This is a genomic window from Exiguobacterium sp. FSL W8-0210, assembly GCF_038006045.1.
In the GTDB taxonomy this organism is placed as follows: domain Bacteria; phylum Bacillota; class Bacilli; order Exiguobacteriales; family Exiguobacteriaceae; genus Exiguobacterium_A.
The window spans coordinates 891,022-911,314 of record NZ_JBBOUK010000001.1 but is presented as its reverse complement, the minus strand read 5'-3'; the positions used below and the strand labels follow the sequence as shown (position 1 = coordinate 911,314).

Here is a 20,293-nt window from a genome sequence, read left to right as displayed (position 1 = left end):
TCACCTCTGTTCGACTATTCCCGTTTTGAACAGGACTAGTCTTTTAAAACGCAAAAAGAGGACGCCCGACCGGGCATCCTCTTTCATTTAAGATGTCATGCGTTGACAATTCGCACAGCGTCCATAAATTTCGAACTTATGATCCTCGACTTCAAAGCCAGTCTCTTGGACCGGAGAAACCCATTCCATCGGACAGACATTCAATGTTTCCGTCTTGCCGCAGATTCGGCATATCAAATGATGATGATGGTGTCCTGAAGCACAAGCTGCTCGGTATTTCATCTCACCGTCTAATTCCGTCACTTCTAATAAATCGATTTCCGAAAAGTCATTCAAGTTTCGATAGATTGTATCATAACTTAACGAAGGATGAGACGTTCGAAGAGCTTCTGCTACTTCCCGCGCACTGACATAACGATTCACTTCAAACAGATACGATAGCAAATCGAGACGCTTCGGTGTCATTTTAAACCCGGAAGCCTTCATGCGTTCACGCGCTTGTTCGATGTTCGTCTTCATGTGTTTTCCCTCCTATCCAAAAACGTTCCAACAGCATCACGATGATCAGCTCCAGTACCGCAAGCAAGACGATCATTCCACCTGGTGCCAAATCGAACTGATAGGCCAGGATGAGCCCAAGTACTGTCGCAACTTCACCAAATATGATGGCTAAAAAGATCGTCGCCTTAAAACTCTTCGCAATTCGAAGTGCTGCCGCAACCGGTAACGTGATTAAGCTTGAGACAAGCAAAATCCCAACGATTCGCATACTGATCGCAATGACAAGCGCAACGACGATCATAAAGAGAATATGCACTAAGCGAAGGCGAATCCCGGAAACGCGCGCCTGCTCCTCGTCAAAGGAGAGGAACAACAATTCCTTATAAAAAGCAAAGACGAAGATGACGACGACGACCGTCACGATAAGAATCGTGTACACATCCGTCAAGGCGACAGCCGAGACCGTTCCAAACAAGAAGGAGACGAGATCCATTGAAAAGCCGTTCGCGAGACTGATGAATGTTGCTCCAAGCCCCATCCCTGTCGCCATGATGATTGGGATTGCGAGTTCTTGGAAATGCTTGTATTTCGCACGCAACCAATCGATCGTCAGTGCCGCGATGACCGCCGTTACGATTCCTAAATACAGTGGATTCAAGTCCGCTAATTGTGCGACCATTCCAGAGATCAAGAGACTGAGTGCAATTCCAGCTAACGTGACATGCGAAAGCGCATCTGCGATTAGACTCATCCGCCGGACGACGACGAACGAACCGATCAATGGTGCCGTGAATCCGATCAGAATGGCAGCCACTAAAGCGTACTGTAAAAACTTTAACGTCATGAACGCTTCAATCATTGGACACTCTTCCCTTCATGAACGAGAACACGTCCCGGAACCGGATAAAGGGAGCGGATCGTCTGTTCATCTAGTTCCCAGTATTCCTTGATGCCACAGTTACACCCTAAACGTCCATCGACCAGATGAATCACATCCGTGACAAGTTTACTGACGAAGTGAATATCATGCGTGACAAGAACGAATGTCCGGCGCTTATCTCGACGAAGTTCTTCTAAGATCTCATAAAATTCTTTCACGTATCGCTGATCGACACCAACGGTTGGTTCATCCAAGATCATTAAATCAGGATCGTTGACGAGCGCACGTGCGATGAAAACACGTTGTTGTTGACCACCGGATAGGTCGCCGACTTTTGAATCGCGCCGCTCCCACATTCCGACCGTTTCAAGGGCCGTTCGTACTTTGTCTCGATCGTCGCGAGATAAGCGACGAAAGAGTCCTTTTTTGGCGTACAGTCCCATCTCAACGACTTCTGCGACAGTCACCGGAAAACCGGAGTTGAACGCTGCCGCTTTTTGCGAAACATAGCTAATCCGCCACCATTCATTGAATTGTGATTGGGATTGTCCAAATAAACGAATCGTTCCTTTCGGTTGCAATAACCCTAATATACATTTGATCAGTGTCGATTTTCCGGATCCATTTTCCCCGACAATGGCTAAAAATTGTCCTTGCTCGACCTGAAACGAGACTTGATTCAACACCCGACGATCTGGGTAATCATAGCTGACTTGATCAATCTCGATGATTGTTGTTTCCATTTATTTTCACTCCTTCCGTTTTCGTAAAACGGAATAATTACGCCTTAATCAACTGTCTTATTATAGCGCCCGCCAATTATTGGTGCAACTCTAGCAACTTCCTATCCTCCTTAGAAAACATTCAAGGTATAATAAAGAAAGAAGCTAGCTGTTTCCGGATTGTTCAGAGAGGGAATTCTTTTAGTGCACGCATCGCAGAGAGGAGTCGGAGTCATTTGAAACAAGAACTTGCAGTCATCGATATCGGTTCCAACTCGATTCGTTATGTTATCTTCCATCCGATCGCTTCTGGTCGCTATATCGAGAAGATTAATATTAAAGTCGTCGCCCGATTATCTGCTCACATCAACGAGGATGGAGCACTGGATGATGAAGGCATCGCCTTACTCGAAGAAACGTTACATCGTTTTTATGAAGTTGGTGTCACCCATGAAGTCGAAGAAACGATTTGTGTCGCGACAGCAGCCATCCGTAATGCAACGAACCGAGATGCCATCGTTGAATCCGTTACAGAAAACACGCCTTTTTCCATTCAGGTTCTGACAGATGAACAAGAAGCATACTATGGCTATTTTGCCATCATCAATTCGACCTTCCTGACTGATGGCTTTTCTGTCGATATTGGTGGTGGTTCCATGGAAGTCACCTTGATTGAAAATCGCGAAATGGTGGCGTATCACAGCTTTCCATTTGGTGCCGTCACCTTGACACGGCAATTCGTTTCGGACGAGACACTAAGTGCCAGCGATAAGAAGAAATTGGTGAAATTCCTACGGGAACAATTCGAATCGATTCTATGGCTGAGTGATAAAAAGCTTCCTTTAATCGGTGTCGGTGGTTCTGCCCGAAATTTCGTTCGGATCCATCAGTCGAATCAGGACTATCCCCTTCGAAGTGTTCACCAATATCAAATCAAAGCGAAAGAACTCGCGAAGATGGTCGACGATCTCGAAGGAAAGTCGGCGAAACAACTATCGAAAATCGAAGGACTCTCAAAAGATCGAATTGATATCTTCCTGCCGGCATTGATTGCGATTCAAGAGTTAGCCCATCACATCGAAGCGGAAGAATTCGTCATGAGTAATCTCGGTCTTCGCGAAGGTCTTGTTTACGAGTTCGATGTGCAGGACGAAGCATACCGTCGGATTGAAAACGTACGTGAGCAAAGTCTCTATCAGCTCGAAAGCGACTATAAGGTCAATCGAGATCGTGCGTCCTATATTGGAACACTCGCCAAATCGATGTACCGGCAGCTCGTCACGCTCGACTTGATTTCAGAACGCGCGTCTGATCTACGACTGCTTGATTCAGCAAGTCGCTTATTTTATTGTGGACAATACATTAATCCAGATACACGATCGGACCAGACGTTCTACCTGTTGACGAATACCGAATTGAATGGCATGACGCACAAGGATCGCGTTGCTCTCTCGCTCGTCAGTTCCTATTCTTCTGCCAAACGGATGAACCAGCTTGCGAAACCTTTCAAGGACTGGTTTACGGAAAAATCGCTGGATCGCTTCGACCTACTTGGATCTCTCCTCAAATTAAGTCATGCGCTCGACGTGACGGAGCGAAAAGCTGTCGATCATTTGGAACTGTTCCTTGAAAAGGATCAACTCCAATTCGTCCTCGATACAGGGGATCATGATTATGGATTCGAAGTCGAAAAAGCGGAAAAACAAAAGAAACACCTGGAACGAATCATTGATTGTACGATTACCTTCGAAACGAAAGGAGATCTTCCTTCATGAAGCTCGACATACCGGAACATTTCAATAATCGTGAGCTCAGCTGGCTCCAGTTCAACAAACGTGTGCTGGATGAAGCGTTTGACACACGCAATCCGCTAATGGAACGTTTTAAGTTTCTCGGTATCTTTAGTTCCAATCTAGACGAGTTCTATATGGTACGAGTCGGTGGTTTAAAGGATGAAGTACTCGCCGGGTTCAATAAACCAGAAAATAAACAACAGATGACACCCAAACAACAGTTACGTGCGATCGCAGCGAAAACAAAAGAGTTAGTCGATCGGCAATACGAAGCATTTCAAGCAATCAATCAGACGTTATCCGATGAAGGCATTACATTCTTGAAATACGACGCTCTGACTTCGGAACAAACGACCTATGTAAAATCCTTTTTCCGTGAACAAGTCTTTCCGGTACTCACGCCCGTTGCCGTCGATGCCTATCGTCCGTTCCCGATGCTCTCGTCAAAGTCACTCAACATTGCGACGGTGCTTGAGGCAGAAGACGGGACAAAACGAAATTTGGCGCTCGTACAAGTACCTGCTGTCTTGCCACGATTCGTCGATTTACCGGTAGAAGATGACGAGACGACGGCTGTCATCTTACTCGAAGACGTCATCATCGCCTTCATCGATAGTCTATTCAAAGGTTATCGTGTGTTGTCTGCCATGCCGTTTCGAATTACGCGTAATGCCGACCTTCCGTTTCATGAGGAAGGTACCCATGATTTATTAAAGCTGATTGAGAAAGAATTAAAAAAACGGCGTTGGGGAGTCGCCATTCGACTCGAAGTTCAAAAAGCTGCCATCAATACCGAACTGCTCAACATGTTACGCGATGTACTGGATTTACAGGAACGCGACATCTTTGCCGTGGATGGTCCGATTGATTTGACGTTCTCCTTTGCCTTCTACAGTCAAATCGGTATTGAATATGATCATTTGATTTATCAGACGATCATGCCGGTCGACCCACCGGCACTCGATAGTTCAAAAAATCTGTTTAATCAATTGCTGGAACGCGACTATCTCTTGCATCATCCGTATCATACGTTTGATCCGATCGTCCGGTTCATCGTCCAAGCGGCGAATGATCCGAACGTCCTTGCCATCAAACAAACGCTTTATCGCGTATCTGGTGATTCTCCGATCATCAAGGCCTTGAAAACGGCAGCGGAGAACGGGAAACAGGTCACCGTTCTCGTTGAACTGAAGGCTCGATTCGACGAGGCGAAGAACATCGAGTGGGCGAAGCAACTAGAAAAGGTCGGCGCCCATGTCATTTACGGATATAGTGATTTAAAGACCCACTCGAAGATCACGCTCGTCGTCCGACTCCACGAAGGCAAGATTCAGCGTTTCGTCCATCTTGGTACCGGCAATTATAATGATTCGACGGCGAAGTTATACACGGATGTCGGATTGCTGACGGCTCGGGAAGAGATCGCCGAAGATGCGACGAACTTCTTCAATTGGTTATCCGGATACGGGGAACAGCCAGAATGGAACGTCATTCAAACTTCACCAAATGCAATGCTTGAGAAGTTCCTGTCATTGATTGATGAAGAGATTCATCATCATAAAAAACACGGAAATGGTCGAATCGTTGCCAAGATGAATAGTTTAACGGAAAAAGACATCATTTTACGGCTCTACAAGGCATCGCGTGCCGGTGTCCAAGTCGAACTCATCGTTCGGGGCGTCTGTTGTCTGCGCCCTGGCATTCCTGATGTTTCGGAGAACATTCGCGTCATCTCGATCGTCGATCGTTACTTGGAGCATTCACGCATCTTCTACTTCCATCACAACGGACAGGATTTGATGTATGGGTCAAGCGCTGACTGGATGACACGTAACATGCGAAAACGGATTGAAATCTTGTTCCCGATCATGGACGAAGAACATAAAGAGTATTTAAAGGATTGTCTCGCCCTCGCCCTTGCTGATAATGTGAAGTCGCGTGAACAGGCAGCGGATGGATCCTATCATTACGTGAAGGACGGAAAACAGAGCTGTGAATCCCAGTTGCTGATTCAAGACTATACGAGCGGCAAACTCAAACAAAAACCTAGTTTTACAACACCATTAACACAAAAGTGGATCACGATCGAAAAGAAAGAGGACAAAGTCATTCTTGATCAAAATGCTACATGATGTTGGTCATGTTTTACTACGTACTCTACTTCAAATGTTGATTTACAGCAGAAAGGACGAAATGTATGCTTCAGCAAATCTTATTATCCCTTCTCGCCGGCGTCATCTGCGGCGTCGTGTTTACCGCACTGAAACTGCCGATTCCTGCCCCACCTGTTTTTCCAGCCGTCGTCGGAATCTTCGGTGTCTTCCTTGGGATGAAAATCTATCTATTTTTAGTAGAACGCTTTTTCTAATCCAAACAAAAACAGTTCTCTTTGCTGCCAGCGCAGAAAAGAGAACTGTTTTTTGATTCTTTTTATAGTTTTAATGATTAAATGTCGATCGTGCGAGCTCTGCTTGAATAGGAAAAGATTTTACTCACTCTCTTCCGTTGCTGCTGCCGTATCCACCGCATGAAGCATCTGTTGATGTAACCATCGGTGACAGGTCGGGCAAACCGTCTGATATCCTTCTGGTGTCAAATGCCATTCCAGTAACGACTGCCTAGAATCCTCACAATGCATACATTGACGCGCGACTTGTTCCAGATGATTTCGCTCCTTGAAGCGCTCGATTCGACGTTGTTTAGATTGTTCGAGTGTCAGTACATCCGTTTCGAAATACCCATACTGCCATGAATCAAGCAGACGCGTGCGAAACACGCCTTCGACCGGTCCAGTTTTAAGACCAAGTTGATCGATTGGTCGTCCAAGTAAGGGATGACGTAAATCCACACTGATGAGATCAAGGCACACATATGACCCTTCCGAGTCGTCAGCATTCGTCAACCAAAATGGATCTTCTGGACGTGTCGTATACTCGGTGAACAAGGCTTCAGCATACGCCATGATACCGTCAGTCGTCGCAAGAAACACCTCTTCTCCCTCTACCAGTTCTGCCGGCAAATAAAACGGTTCCTTTGTTTCATAGTAGTGGACAACAGCTTGTCGTATCGCAAAACTAGTCTCATCAACGACGAGTATATGACACATCACAGACACCCCTTTATGAGTTATTCGACTGGTGCTCCTAGAATCGGTAGACGCCAGTCTGCATCAAACGCACCCGAACGTAACATATCGATTTCTTTTTTATACGGTGCCACTTTTTTCTTTGGATCGAGCCCGATGTATGGCGTCTCTAAGATTTTCGGTAAATGTGCTAGAGCAGGATGATGCACGACACGATGTAAGGCATCAAATCCAATCTCACCGAAACCAATATTTTCATGACGGTCCTTTCGAGCACCACGGATATTCTTTGAGTCATTTACATGGATGACACCAAGACGATCCAGTCCAACGATCCGGTCGAATTGTTCAAGAACACCATCTAAGTCGTGCACGATATCGTATCCTGCATCATGCACGTGACATGTATCGAGACAGACGGACAGACGATCATGATGTGTGACGCCTTCGATGATTTGAGCAAGTTCCTCGAAGGTTTTTCCGATTTCCGATCCTTTTCCAGCCATCGTCTCAAGCGCGATCTTGACCTGTTCGTCACCTGTCAGTACTTCATTGAGTCCTTCGACGATCCGTTTGATTCCGATTTCTTCCCCAGCACCGACATGCGCACCAGGATGTAATACGATGTGTTGCGCCTTTTCAAGCGCTTCTGCTCGTTTAATTTCTGCTGCTAAAAACGAAACAGCGAGTTCGAATGTCTCGGGTTTCGTCGTATTCCCTAAGTTGATGATATACGGCGCATGCACGACGATTTCCTCTATTCCATTAGCACTCATATGTTGCAATGCTTCTTGAATCCGTAACTCTTCCATCGGCTTACGGCGTGTATTTTGAGGTGCTCCTGTATAGACCATCATCGTCGTTGCACCGTAAGATGCCGCTTCCTCACTTGCACCTAACAGCATTTTTTTCCCCGAAACGGAGACGTGTGAACCTATTTTCATGTTCTTTTCCACCTTTCTCTTTTTACAGTGTACCAAATCTTGAAAACGACAAGACACCCGAAAAATGTTTTTTCATTTCACGGGTGTCATCAATGGAGTTATTTTGATTTGCGTGCGTTTTCTTTACGTTGCGCGCGACCGACACCACGTTGTTCTTTGATGCGTTCACGTTTTGCTGTTTCTTTCAACTTATATTGATGCTTCTTCTTATAACCTGGTTTAACGCGCTTTTTCGCTTTTGCTGCTTCACCCGACAGACGGCTATGCGCTGTCTTCGAGACAGCAGTTTTCATGTGCGGCTTCGCACGACGACGTTCTTTGACCTCGACGATTTGACTGCCTTTGACATCAACGTTCGTGAATTGAATGCCACGGTCCTCTAAGCGATTGATCATACCGTTCTCGTGATCTTCAAACAATGTGTATGCCAATCCATCTTGATCGACGCGACCTGTCCGACCGACACGGTGGACGTAGAAGTCTAAATCTTTTGGAATACCATGGTTGATGACGTGTGACACACCTGAAATATCAATTCCGCGTGCTGCAAGATCCGTCACGATGACGTATTGATACTTCGCATCGTTGATTTCTTTGATGGCTTGTTTACGACGACGTGCCGGAAGATCTCCGTGAAGGGAACCAACGTTCAGTCCTGCTTCTAGGAACAAAGCTTCGACTTCGATTGCTTCTGCTTTTGTATTCGTAAAAATTAGACAGATATACGGATTCAGCGCTTTCGCGACTTTCAACGTCAATTGTGAGCGCTCACGATGCTTGACCGGAATCGTATGGTGAACGATTTTCTTCGCTGTCTGTTGTTTTGGATCCACATGCGCATAACGCGGGTTGTTCATGTATTTTTTCAAGAACGGTTGCAATTTCTCAGGAATCGTTGCTGAGAAGACCATCATCTGAAGCTGTTCTGGAAGAGCTTGCGCAATCCGGTCAACTTCTGGCAAGAAGCCCATGTCGAGCATTTGATCCGCTTCATCGATAACGTAGTGCTTCACGAAATGTGGTTTTAAAGCCTGTTCTTTGAATAGGTCTAAAATACGTCCCGGTGTTCCGATAACGATTTGAGGTGAGACTTTCACACGACCGATTTGACGTTCGCGATCCATTCCACCTGTAATAAGACTCGTCTTGATGAAGTCTGGTTCCTTCACGAGTAACGATTTCAGTTCTTCATGAATTTGCCATGCAAGTTCGCGCGTTGGAGCAACGATGATGGCTTGTAATTCTTGAAGCTTTGGATCGACGTTTTGAACGATTGGAAGAAGGAACGATAACGTTTTTCCTGTTCCTGTTTGTGATTGACCGATGATATCGCGTCCCTTTACTGCAGCTGGGATGATCCGCGACTGAATGTCGGTCGGTTTTGTGATGCGGGCGTCATCGAGTGCTTCGATGACGAACGGGTGTAATTGATAATGGCTGAATCCATTCATGAATTGACACCGTCCTTTCCTTATTTGCTGAGGCTTCTGCCTCTCGATTAGTTCAACATGGTTATGGGTCTACTACCGTCATACAGATAGGAGTACGTATAAAAACGAGTTGGAATCTTTTTGTTTTTCGTATGAAGCTTCAATGCACTGAAGGCGACTTTCATCATCTCATCAGCACTCTGGACGACCGTCGCATCCATCGATTTCATGTCAACAGCTTCTAATATAGCACGATTCCCGTCTATGCCGACAATTATTTTTCCTTTGATCCCTGCTTTTTTCAATGCTTCGAGGACACCTAGCGCAATATCGTCATTGTGACAATAGACGGCATCAAACGGAATTCCTGACTCAATGACCTGTGTCATGACCTTTTCTGAAGTGACGGGATCGTAATCCCCATTCACGGATTCGACGATTTTCAGATCCGACTCCCGCTCAAGACCAGTCAAAAATCCCCGGTGTCGTTCATTCGTCGTATTGACGTTTGCCGTACCTGCGACTTCAATGATGTCGGCTGTAGCTTGTCCCGTATACTTGATGCGTTCGTGTTTGATGAACGAGGCAAGCTGTTCCCCGATCAATTGGTTATTCGAGGTAATCGAACTGACGACTGCATCGGAGCGGATCAAACGATCGATCGCGAAGACCGGAATCCCAGCACGAGCTGCCTCTTCTAACGTACTAGCGATATAGACATCATCAAGCGTCGTCACGAAGATTGCATCCACCTTCATTCGAATGAACTCTTGAATTTGCTCGCGTTCATTGATGCGTGAATTATGCGACGTCGCGACGACTGCTTCGTATTTATTCAGTTTGGCTTGTGTCTTGAACGCATCGACGAGCCGTTGCGCAAATTCATGTTTATCATTGACGATCGTGAAGCCGACGAGATGACGACGTGGACTCGGATCCGGATTGACGAATAAATTGGAAATGAACAAAACGGATGAAATCCAAACAATCAGGACGAATAACCAGGCCTTATTGAATTTCATTCCGTTTTCTCCTTTCGAGGTAAGTGGACTTGAATCGTCGTACCGACACCCGGCTTACTATCAAAGATCATCTTGCCTTTATGATCACGAACGATTTGTTTCGACATGAAGAGTCCAAGTCCATTGCCATCGACTTTTGATGTCTTGAACGCTTGACCGACATGATCAATCTGATTTCCATCCATCCCTACCCCATTATCCTGAACAATGAAGACGACTTCTTCTGGATAAACGTGGACATGCAGATGACAGATTCCATCCGGTCCTTTAAACGCGACAGCTTGAAGGGCATTTCGAACACAGTTTGCTAAAATCTGCAAAATCCCCTCTTCTGATGCATAAATCTTTGGCATGAAGGAAGGTGTATAAATCTTGCAGTCCGCTTCGTAATGATGAGCTTCCGCTTCTAAGATATATGTCAGCTTCTTCATTAAATCATTCATATCAATCGTCGTTTTTTGAAGCGCATTGTTTTCGCCTTTCGATAAATCAAGCATCGTTTGAATCATGCCATTTGCTCGATCCAGTTCCGATAAGGCGAGAATCAACATTTCTGGATCACGATCCTTTTCTGCTGCTAACAACTGTAACGTCATCTTGACTGGCGTTAGTGGATTGCGGATTTCGTGGGCAATTCCTGCTGCTAGTTGACCGAGTGATGCTAATTTTTCTTGATGTAACATCGTTTGTTGTTGACTCAACTGCTCAAGGCGCGCATTTTCCATCCGTTGAGCGTACTCGTTATAGGCAGCAACGAGTGTCTTGACTTCGTTCGATCCGGCACGCTCGAGAACAATCGGTTTGGGTGAGGTGCTTTTCTCGATCTTCTTTACAAGTTCAAGCATCGGTGCCGTCAATTGTTTTGACATCAAATAGCCGACAATCAGACTGAGGACGAGCGTCAAGGCAGCGATGATCAAATACTGTTGCCGTGTCGTGTAGACTGGTTCATAAAAGACGCTTCGTGGCGTTCGAACGAGAATCTTCCAATCCGTCACCTTCAAATCTTTCGCGAAGTAATACATGTCTTGGTTCGTACTAAAAATCTCAGAAGGTTCTACCGACTGAAACGCACGTTCAATGACACTTTTCGATAATAAGCGTTCTTCATCCGGTACTAGATTACTAGATGTGGCTAACAATTCTTTTTTACTATTGAATAGGTAGGCGATCGTCTGATCGTCAAATGATTCAAGCGAATTCCGAAAAACGATCGAGTTCATGACACTTAACCCACCACCAAAGACACCGACGCGTTCATTGCCGTCTCGAACCGGAACGAACATATAGGTGACAGCATCTGATTCCATCGTATACAGCTTACTCATATGAAAGTCCGTACTCGTCAACGTTTGCAAGAATTCATCGTCTTTTAGGATCGTACTGTTTTCTATACGTCGATCCTCACTTGAGAACCAAGTGACTTGCTTCGTCTGTCGATCAAAGTAGAAGAAACTCTTAAATCCTGTATCGATGTCTAATAGATTCGATTCTTCAATTTTTTGTTTCAGCTTGTCGGGGTTTTTGACATTCAACTGCAAGCTCATGATCTCTTCATGCAGATTCCCGACATTGTCGCGAATCGCATTTCCTGAGACCTCGACACTCTTCTCGCTCTGTTTCTCTGTTTGTTGCTCAACGCGGGAAATCGTGACCCGGTCCGCAGTGAAGGCAAGCGCTGAAATGACAAGACAAATCAGGATGAATAAGACAGCGGTGATTTGAAAAAAATACGACCGCATCATTTTCTTAGACTCCATCCCTTCGCCTCCCTTTTGAATAATTGACAACTTCATTAGTATAGCATGTTCTGTGGATGAAACAGACTCCTCTATTTTCATTCAGCTTCAATCAATGGTACACTCTAACTAATCATTCTTTTTCACAAAGGGAGAATCCATAACTATGCTAGTAAAAAAAATCAGCCCCCGCGGCTATTGTTACGGTGTCGTCGATGCAATGAAACTTGCACAACAAGCGGCATTGAATAAAGACTTGCCACGTCCGATCCATATTTTAGGGATGATCGTCCACAACGCTCACGTGACACGTGAGTTCGAAAATATGGGTGTCATCACTGTCGATGGTCCCGATCGCCTCGAAGCGTTAGAGACGATTCAAGAGGGTACTGTCATCTTTACCGCACACGGCATCTCACCTGCAGTTTATGCACGAGCTGCTGAGAAGAACTTACATGTCGTCGATGCAACATGTCCTGACGTGACGCGTACGCACGATTTGATTCGTCAAGTCGTCGCGGATGATTATGAAGTCATCTACGTCGGCAAACACGGACACCCGGAACCTGAAGGTGCAGTCGGTGTAGCACCAGAGCATGTGCACCTCATCGAAAAAGTCGAAGATATCGATGAACTCCCGCCTCAGCTTGCCCACAAAAAAATCATCGTCACGAATCAGACGACGATGAGCCAATGGGATGTCCAAGCTTTGATGGAACACGTTCGTAAAAAGTATCCGCATGTAGAAGTACACAATGAAATCTGTAACGCAACACAGGTCCGGCAAGAAGCGGTGGCTGATCAAGCAGGAGATTGCGATCTCGTCATCGTCGTCGGTGATCCGCGTTCGAACAACTCAAACCGCCTAGCACAGGTATCCTTCGATATCGCAGGAACTCCAGCGCATCGGATTGGTGATTTAACGGAACTTGATTTGACTTGGCTTGAGGGTGTGACTCAAGTTGGTGTCACATCAGGTGCATCAACTCCAACACCAATCACGAAAAAGGTCATTGATTTCCTCCAACAATATGATCCTGCTGATATCAGTACGCATGACAAGACACCATTCCTTGAATTAAGACGTATCTTGCCTAAAGTCAAAGTACTTTAATCATTACAATCGATACAGCAAAACCGAGTCGCGATCCTCATTCGCGACTCGGTTTTTTTGTTATGGAATATGACGATATCATCGACGTATTTCATTCGATTCATCATAAAAACTGAAACGGATTCGTATTCGCTGTTGAAATCAGCAGCTCGACGTCGATTTTTTTCTGTTCGAATCGACGCTTCAATTCGTTGACGACGCCTTCCTTCATGACCGACTCCACATGATGTCCCGGATCGACGACTGCTAGTCCAAGTGCCATCGCATCATGCGCCACATGGAAATAGAGATCCCCTGTCACAAGGACATCTGCTCCCGCAAATGCTGCAGTCGAGACGTACTTATTGCCGTCACCACCAAGGACTGCTACTTTTTGGATGTGGCGTGATTCGTCTCCGACGAAGCGTAAGTTTTGTACACCAAACGCATCGCGAACATGCTCAGCAAATTCCCGCAACGTCATTGCTTCCGGTAACCGACCAATCCGTCCAAGACCAAGTGATGTTGCCGGACGTTCTTGACGAATGAGATCATAGGCGACTTCCTCATATGGATGAGCCTGTTTCATCGCTCGAATGACTTGTTTCTGATTCAGTTCCGTGACGATCGTCTCGATTCGGACTTCTGAAACGCGTTCGAGTCGTCCTGCTTCACCGATATACGGGGTAGCTTCCGTCAACGGTCGGAATTGACCCGTTCCATTGACGTGGAATTGACAATCACTGTAGTCTCCTTCTTTTCCTGCTCCCGCTTGTGCAAGGGCTGTTGAAACATTCTCTACAGCCTCAGTCGGTACGAAGACACTTAGTTTATATTGTGTGTTTTCAAATGTCGGAGCTAGTACTTCACAAGACTCAAGACCAAGCGCATCTGCCATCCAGTCATTGACCCCGCCTGGTGTCACGTCAAGGTTCGTATGCGCAGCATACACCGCAATATCGTGTTTGATACATTTTGTGACGATCCGTCCTGTTGCAGAACGATCCGTCACATTTGCTAACTTACTAAAAATCGGTGGATGATGCGCAATGATGAGATCGACCTTCTTTTCAATCGCTTCATCGACGACAGACTCCAAGACATCAAGTGTCACGAGCACACGTTTGACGTCCTTGTTCAATGTTCCGATTTGTAGACCAATCGGATCACCTTCGAGTGCGAATTTTTTCGGAGCAAATGCTTCAAACTGCTCAATGATATGGTTCCCATTCGCCATTAGTTCGTCACCTCTTCCATCTTTTGAATCAATCGTTCGATGGCTTCGATTTTTTCAGATAAAACCTCCGTTGCTTGCCCTTGTTTCATCTGAGCTAAGATATACTCTCGCTTTTGTTTTTCAATCTGCCATTTTTCAATGAATTCTGGTGCACGTTCCCGCATTAACTGTGGTCCAAAGAACAATTCCCACTGACGTGTTGTTTCGTCCTCTGAGTAAAGTGTTTCATCTCCACGTTCTGCAACGAGAATTTCATAGATCTTTCCGTTCTCCTCGACAATGGCTTCAGACAATAACGCATATGAATTCGTCAGCAACCACTTCCGAACATCGACTGCATCGACATTCGGTTGAAGAATCAAGCGTTCCTCACCTGACAACCGATCTTTTCCTTCTTCAAGGATAGAGGCAATCAGCGTTCCGCCCATTCCCGCAATCGTAATCGCCGTTGCTTCGCCCGGTTTCAAAACCGATAAGCCACTTCCTAAACGGACATCAATCTGTGATTCAAGACCAACAAGTGCCACTTGTCCTTTTGCCGCTTCCATCGGTCCTTCATTCACCTCTCCTGCAATCGCACGCTCGATTTTCTTTTGTTGTATACAAAAACAAGGTACGAATGCATGGTCTGATCCAATATCTGCGAGGATCGCTCCTTGTGGAATATACGATACGACTTTTTGGAGTCGTTGATCCAATACGACGTTCATTTGCATCATCTTCATCCTTCCTATTTTCCGAAAAACTCTCTTTTAAAAATAGCGGATTTACGCTAAAAAAGATACCATACACCACAAAAAAACATCCATCTCGTAACGAGATAGATGCCCTTGTTCTTATTTCTTAGCAGCTAACCATTTGGCTAGAACAGCTGCTTCTTCGTCATTCGCAAGACCGCCAGGCATTTGCCCTTTACCGTTCATTGCGATGTCTTTAATTTCATCTTCTTTCAGCTTCGCGCCGATCTTTGTTAAGTTCGGACCTGTTCCGCCTTCTAAGTTTCCACCGTGACATCCTGTACATCCTTTAGATGCAAATAAGTCTTCCGGCTTCATTTCTGCAGTTGACGGCCCTTTGCGAGCTTCCTTCACCTGATCGACCCCAAAGTAAGACAATGAAATCATAGCGATGATGGCGATGACTGCGATCGCCGCGAACGGTACTAATGGATTACGCATTTGGATTCCCCCCATATTCTATACCCAACCAAGTTGGTGACTGAATGGTATTCCCCGTTACTATTCTACTGTAAAAAAAACAGGGAAGGAAGAAAAAAACGAAACTTTTTTCTTCCTTCCCACTAAAATTTCATATATTCTTCACACTTTGAATTAATCGAGGAAATCTTTCAAGCGTTTCGAACGACTCGGGTGACGTAACTTCCGAAGTGCTTTTGCTTCGATTTGACGAATCCGCTCACGTGTAACGCCAAATACTTTTCCGACTTCTTCAAGTGTCCGTGTCCGACCATCGTCAAGACCAAAACGAAGACGAAGGACGTTTTCTTCACGATCCGTCAGTGTATCTAACACATCTTCGAGTTGTTCTTTCAAGAGTTCGTATGCTGCAGCATCTTGTGGTGCCGTCGCATCTTGGTCCTCGATGAAATCTCCGAGATGTGAATCGTCCTCTTCCCCGATTGGAGTTTCAAGAGAAACCGGCTCTTGGGCAATTTTCAGGATTTCACGGACTTTTTCCGGCGTGATTTCCATCTCTTTTGAAATCTCTTCCGGTGATGGTTCACGTCCGAGATCTTGCAAGAGTTGACGCTGGACACGAATCAATTTGTTGATCGTCTCAACCATGTGAACTGGAATTCGGATTGTCCGCGCTTGGTCAGCAATCGCACGTGTGATTGCCTGACGAATCCACCATGTTGCATACGTCGAGAATTTATATCCCTTCGTATAGTCGAATTTCTCGACCGCTTTGATCAGACCCATGTTGCCTTCTTGAATCAAATCAAGGAACAACATACCGCGTCCGACATAACGCTTCGCAATCGAAACGACGAGACGTAAGTTTGCTTCCGCCAATCGTTTTTTTGCTTCTTCATCGTTTTGTTCGATTCGTTTAGCGAGTTCGACTTCGTCTTCTGCATTCAACAGATCAACGCGACCGATTTCTTTTAGATACATCCGGACAGGGTCATTGATCTTGACACCAGGAGGAACAGACAAATCGTTTAGATCCGCCTCTTCTTTTTCGTCCCCTGTACCGTCATTGTTGACCTTGATACCTTCTGTTTCAAGCAATTGAAGGAATTCCTCGAATTGCTGAGCATCCATTGATTCGAACGAACTTAGTTTGTCTTCGATCTTTTGGTGTGACAATTCACCATTTTTATGTCCGAGCGCGATGAGTTCCTCTTTCGCGAGACGGAGTAATTCAGCTTCTGATCTTGCTTTTTCTGCCATCGAACCATACACTCCTTCCACATCATGCAGCAGGTCATCGATCTTTTAAACGACGCTTCCGTTCTATGATCGCCTGCATCAGCTCCGCTTGAGCACGGATATCTGTTTGTTGATTCAATCGTGACTTTTCTTCTTCTAACAACCGACGTTGCTGTTCATTTTGGACGGCACGAATGTAGTGACTGAGTAAATCAGGATCATACTCAGGCATCAGCATGAACTCTAAATCCGCTACGATTCGTTGCAAAGAAGCGTCGTGCAACATCGTCAAAAAACGATCAGGACTTCCTTGCGTACCTGCTCCGTAAAATTCATATAGCTTGCCGGCAATCAATTGATGTGCCGGATCATTGAATTGGACACCTAGTTGCTCTCGCACTTCAAGACATACTTCTTCTGAACGGATCATGTAGGCAAGCAAGAAGCGTTCTGCCTTTTTCCAGTTCGCGAACGTTCGGTCAGGAGGTGCTGTCGGTAGAGCAGTTGGGCGATCGGAAACGATTTGTTCTCTCTTCGGTTGTTGGACGGTTGGACGCACTTGTGCGATCAAGGAGTCTTTCGAGAGTTTAAATTCCTCAGAAAGTTTTCCTAAATAAATGTCCCGTAACAACGGATTGGATGTTCGACCAATCTCTTCAAGCATAGTTTCAATATATCGAACGCGTTCTCCTTCTAATCGCAAGTTTTTTCCTTGTCGAAAATAAAAAGATTTGAATTCAAGACTTGAAACCCGTTCTTGTTCGATCCAGTGTAAAAACGTCTCTTCGCCCTGATTCCCAATGAAGGAATCCGGGTCTTCGCCATCCGGTAAACGGATGACGGAACAGTCGACGGCAACGGCTTCAAGCAACTGTAGGGCTTTTAACGTCGCAGCGCGTCCTGCCTTGTCTCCGTCATAACAAATAATGACTTCATCGACGATACGTGCTAGGTTTTGGGCATGAACCGGTGTTAAGGCTGTTCCTAAAGAGGCTACCGTATAAGGTATACCCGCTTGAGCGACACGCACAACATCAAGATTCCCTTCAACGAGGACGACTTGTTTGATTTTGCGCATCGCCCCTCGTGCTTGAGCGAATCCGAATAACAGTTCACTTTTATTGAACAAAGGTGTTTCCGCTGTATTGACATACTTCGGATCACGACCATCAATCGAACGTCCACTAAATCCGACGATCGTGCCATCACGATCGGAGATAGGGAATACGACTCGACCGTTGAATCGATCTCGATAATCGCCATCGCGTCCGATTGAAATCAATCCCGCTTCGACCATCTCATCTAAATCAAACCCACGTCGTGCCAAGGAATCCACTGTAAAACGATCTTGATCCGGTGCATACCCGAGTCGGAACTCACGCATCGCACCTTCACGGATACCACGATTCTCTAAATAGATTCGTCCCGCGTCGCCTGCTTCCGTTTGAATCAACACCTCATGATACAACTCAGTGACGATCCGATGTGCCTCGCGCATCCGGAACTTCTTTTCCTGTTCAGGTGTCGATTCCGATTGTTCGAATCGGTCCGGCTCCAGTTCTGGAAGTGTGACATCACTGCGATCAGCTAATTTAGAGACGGCTTCCTTGAAACTCATTCCTTCTGTTTCCATGACAAAAGTGATCGCGTTTCCACCTGCACCACATCCAAAACAGTAGTACATCCCTTTATCAGGAGAAACAGAAAAGGAAGGTGATTTCTCAGAATGAAACGGGCAAAGCCCTGAATATCGATTCCCTTGTTTTTTTAATTCTACACGTTCTGAAATCAATTCGACGATGTCCGTTGCTTGGCGGACCTGATCGACGATTTCATCAGGAATTCGCTTCATTCCGTCCTCTCCCCTTTCCTTGAGAACTTATCCTTACATGACCATACCCGCAATGAAACGGAACGATGACTCGTTCCGTTTCATTAGAAAAAGGGCATTATCTCATTTATCAGCTAAACAAGTATACTATGTTCCTGACTGCTTGACTAGTCATGCGCTTTCCCGGAAATTCCAGTCAAAATCAGATTCGCTGTTTCCTCGACTGCTTTATTCGTCACGTCGATGACTTGGCAACCGATTCGTTCGTATAAATTCCGTGCGTATTCGAGTTCCCGGTTGATTCGGTCCATCTGCGCATATGCTGCTTCTGGTTCGAGTCCTAATGAACGCAGGCGTTCCATTCGGATGTCGATCAACTTTTCCGGTGAGATGAGTAGTCCAAAACATTTTTCTTTTGGAATATCGAATAGCTCTGCTGGCGGGATCGATTCAGGTACGAGTGGTACGTTCGCTACTTTATATCGCTTCAAAGCCAGATACTGCGAAAGTGGTGTCTTTGATGTACGCGACACCCCGATCAAGACGATATCCGCACGTTTGATACCTTTTGGATCACGTCCATCGTCATACTTGACAGCAAATTCAACCGCTTCGATTTTTCGGAAATACTCCTCATCTAGGCGATAGATTAACCCTGGCTCTTCCTTCGGTTGCATCTGCAAGCGATCTTCCATCGTATCAAGCAATGGACCAAGTAGATCGATTGCTTTTACACCGTGGGCACGCGCTGTGTCTGCAAGCAGACGACGATGGGTCGCATGAACGATCGTAAAAGCGATCGTCGCTTGTTCTTCTTTCGCATGAAGAACCAAGTCATAAATGACTTGATCATCATCGACGAACGGAATGCGGACCGTTTCGATAGCTTGTTCCGGGAATTGGATTGCAGCTGCGCGGACGACGAGTTCACACGTCTCTCCGACAGAGTCACTCACGACATAAATCCGTTGACGCATCAGGAACCCTCCTTAAATTTCTTCATCACGTGCTAAAGCGACCAACACTTTCGTCATATTCGTCTTCGTCATTCGACCCACGACTTTCAAGACGCCGTTCTCCTCTTCGACGACTGGCATTGAATCAATCTGCTTTTCGATCAGTTTCATACCGGCACCAATCAACGTCTCCGATTTTTCACAGACCGTCAAATTCGGCATCCGTGTCATGATGATATTGACCGGTAACGAGTCTAACTCTTGATTACCGATTGCCGCACGTAGAAAATCCTTACGTGACAACACACCGACTAACGCATGGTCCTTACTGACGACGAACAGCGAACCCACATCTTCAAGGAATAAGTGAACGATCGCATCGTATACGGTCATCCCTTCATGAATGACCTTTGCCGACGACATGAATTCGCCGACGGTCAAGGTGTCGAGTTTCTCATGAAGCATGGACGCATTTTTCTTTCCAACGTACATATAGCCGACACGTGGACGCGCTTCTAGCATGCCGGTCATCGTTAAAATCGACAAATCGGGTCGTAATGTCGCCCGTGTCAGGGAGAGTGCAGAAGCAATCTGCTCTCCCGTGATCGGACCGTTCTCTTTGACGATTTGGAGTATCTTTTTTTGCCGTTCATTTAACTTCATC

19 protein-coding genes are annotated in these 20,293 nt (G+C 45.8%); 4 read left to right on the top strand and 15 right to left on the bottom strand.

What is annotated here, in order from left to right; all coding sequences use genetic code 11:
- Positions 1–87: 87 nt before the first annotated feature.
- Genes MKY22_RS04680 through MKY22_RS04670 form a run of 3 tightly spaced genes read right to left on the bottom strand, consistent with a single transcriptional unit; the run spans position 88 to position 2,124 of the window.
- A complete protein-coding gene (locus MKY22_RS04680; protein WP_023467528.1) occupies positions 88–519 on the bottom strand; it encodes a Fur family transcriptional regulator in 432 nt (143 codons plus the stop codon).
- A complete protein-coding gene (locus MKY22_RS04675) occupies positions 491–1,360 on the bottom strand; it encodes a metal ABC transporter permease (RefSeq protein ID WP_029341050.1) in 870 nt (289 codons plus the stop codon). The genes MKY22_RS04680 and MKY22_RS04675 overlap by 29 nt, the downstream gene beginning before the upstream one ends.
- Entirely contained in the window at positions 1,357–2,124 is a 768-nt protein-coding gene (locus MKY22_RS04670; protein WP_341087053.1) for a metal ABC transporter ATP-binding protein, read from the bottom strand. Before MKY22_RS04670 ends, MKY22_RS04675 begins: the two co-directional genes overlap by 4 nt.
- Positions 2,125–2,339: 215 nt before the next feature.
- On the opposite strand from MKY22_RS04670, the gene MKY22_RS04665 reads away from it, so the two are divergent.
- The 3 genes from MKY22_RS04665 (at position 2,340) to MKY22_RS04655 (ending at position 6,264) form a co-directional block, all read left to right on the top strand.
- Complete coding sequence (locus MKY22_RS04665; RefSeq protein WP_341087050.1) at positions 2,340–3,878, top strand: Ppx/GppA phosphatase family protein; 1,539 nt, start codon at positions 2,340–2,342, stop codon at positions 3,876–3,878.
- Positions 3,875–6,028 (top strand): RNA degradosome polyphosphate kinase, encoded by a 2,154-nt coding sequence (locus MKY22_RS04660; protein ID WP_214724441.1) that lies wholly within the window; start codon positions 3,875–3,877, stop codon positions 6,026–6,028. The genes MKY22_RS04665 and MKY22_RS04660 overlap by 4 nt, the downstream gene beginning before the upstream one ends.
- A 65-nt stretch (positions 6,029–6,093) precedes the next feature.
- Positions 6,094–6,264, top strand: coding sequence for a XapX domain-containing protein (locus tag MKY22_RS04655; RefSeq protein ID WP_023467523.1), 171 nt, complete (start codon positions 6,094–6,096; stop codon positions 6,262–6,264).
- Between the two features lie 120 nt (positions 6,265–6,384).
- Here the strand turns inward: MKY22_RS04655 and MKY22_RS04650 are convergent, their stop codons facing one another.
- The 5 genes from MKY22_RS04650 to MKY22_RS04630 all read right to left on the bottom strand — a co-directional run bounded on the left by MKY22_RS04650 (position 6,385) and on the right by MKY22_RS04630 (position 12,137).
- On the bottom strand, positions 6,385–7,002 hold the full coding sequence (locus tag MKY22_RS04650) for a hypothetical protein (RefSeq protein WP_341087039.1): 618 nt from the start codon (positions 7,000–7,002) through the stop codon (positions 6,385–6,387).
- Positions 7,003–7,022: 20 nt separating this feature from the next.
- Positions 7,023–7,925, bottom strand: coding sequence for a deoxyribonuclease IV (locus MKY22_RS04645; RefSeq protein WP_341087036.1), 903 nt, complete (start codon positions 7,923–7,925; stop codon positions 7,023–7,025).
- Positions 7,926–8,023: 98 nt separating this feature from the next.
- Entirely contained in the window at positions 8,024–9,376 is a 1,353-nt protein-coding gene (locus MKY22_RS04640) for a DEAD/DEAH box helicase (RefSeq protein ID WP_064300313.1), read from the bottom strand.
- 47 nt (positions 9,377–9,423) lie between these two features.
- Entirely contained in the window at positions 9,424–10,377 is a 954-nt protein-coding gene (locus MKY22_RS04635) for a sugar ABC transporter substrate-binding protein (RefSeq protein ID WP_341087030.1), read from the bottom strand.
- Positions 10,374–12,137 carry a two-component system sensor histidine kinase NtrB gene (locus MKY22_RS04630; RefSeq protein ID WP_341087028.1) on the bottom strand — a complete coding sequence of 588 codons (1,764 nt, stop codon included), beginning with the start codon at positions 12,135–12,137 and terminating at the stop codon, positions 10,374–10,376. Before MKY22_RS04630 ends, MKY22_RS04635 begins: the two co-directional genes overlap by 4 nt.
- Before the next feature lie 145 nt (positions 12,138–12,282).
- On the opposite strand from MKY22_RS04630, the gene MKY22_RS04625 reads away from it, so the two are divergent.
- Entirely contained in the window at positions 12,283–13,230 is a 948-nt protein-coding gene (locus tag MKY22_RS04625; RefSeq protein WP_029341043.1) for a 4-hydroxy-3-methylbut-2-enyl diphosphate reductase, read from the top strand.
- Positions 13,231–13,333: 103 nt separating this feature from the next.
- On the opposite strand, the gene MKY22_RS04620 is transcribed toward MKY22_RS04625, so the two are convergent.
- The 7 genes from MKY22_RS04620 to MKY22_RS04590 form a co-directional block, all read right to left on the bottom strand.
- Positions 13,334–14,446 (bottom strand): Nif3-like dinuclear metal center hexameric protein, encoded by a 1,113-nt coding sequence (locus MKY22_RS04620; RefSeq protein WP_341087024.1) that lies wholly within the window; start codon positions 14,444–14,446, stop codon positions 13,334–13,336.
- Complete coding sequence (locus MKY22_RS04615; protein WP_341087022.1) at positions 14,446–15,165, bottom strand: tRNA (adenine(22)-N(1))-methyltransferase; 720 nt, start codon at positions 15,163–15,165, stop codon at positions 14,446–14,448. The genes MKY22_RS04620 and MKY22_RS04615 overlap by 1 nt, the downstream gene beginning before the upstream one ends.
- Before the next feature lie 117 nt (positions 15,166–15,282).
- Positions 15,283–15,624 carry a cytochrome c550 gene (gene cccA, locus MKY22_RS04610; RefSeq protein WP_029341040.1) on the bottom strand — a complete coding sequence of 114 codons (342 nt, stop codon included), beginning with the start codon at positions 15,622–15,624 and terminating at the stop codon, positions 15,283–15,285.
- A gap of 153 nt (positions 15,625–15,777) precedes the next feature.
- Complete coding sequence (gene rpoD / locus MKY22_RS04605; protein ID WP_023467512.1) at positions 15,778–16,863, bottom strand: RNA polymerase sigma factor RpoD; 1,086 nt, start codon at positions 16,861–16,863, stop codon at positions 15,778–15,780.
- Positions 16,864–16,897: 34 nt separating this feature from the next.
- Positions 16,898–18,694, bottom strand: coding sequence for a DNA primase (gene dnaG / locus MKY22_RS04600; protein WP_149426945.1), 1,797 nt, complete (start codon positions 18,692–18,694; stop codon positions 16,898–16,900).
- Between the two features lie 146 nt (positions 18,695–18,840).
- Positions 18,841–19,650, bottom strand: a complete 810-nt coding sequence (locus tag MKY22_RS04595; protein ID WP_341087012.1) for a pyruvate, water dikinase regulatory protein — start codon at positions 19,648–19,650, stop codon at positions 18,841–18,843.
- A gap of 12 nt (positions 19,651–19,662) precedes the next feature.
- A complete protein-coding gene (locus MKY22_RS04590) occupies positions 19,663–20,292 on the bottom strand; it encodes a helix-turn-helix transcriptional regulator (protein ID WP_035398363.1) in 630 nt (209 codons plus the stop codon).
- Between the last annotated feature and the right edge of the window lies 1 nt (position 20,293).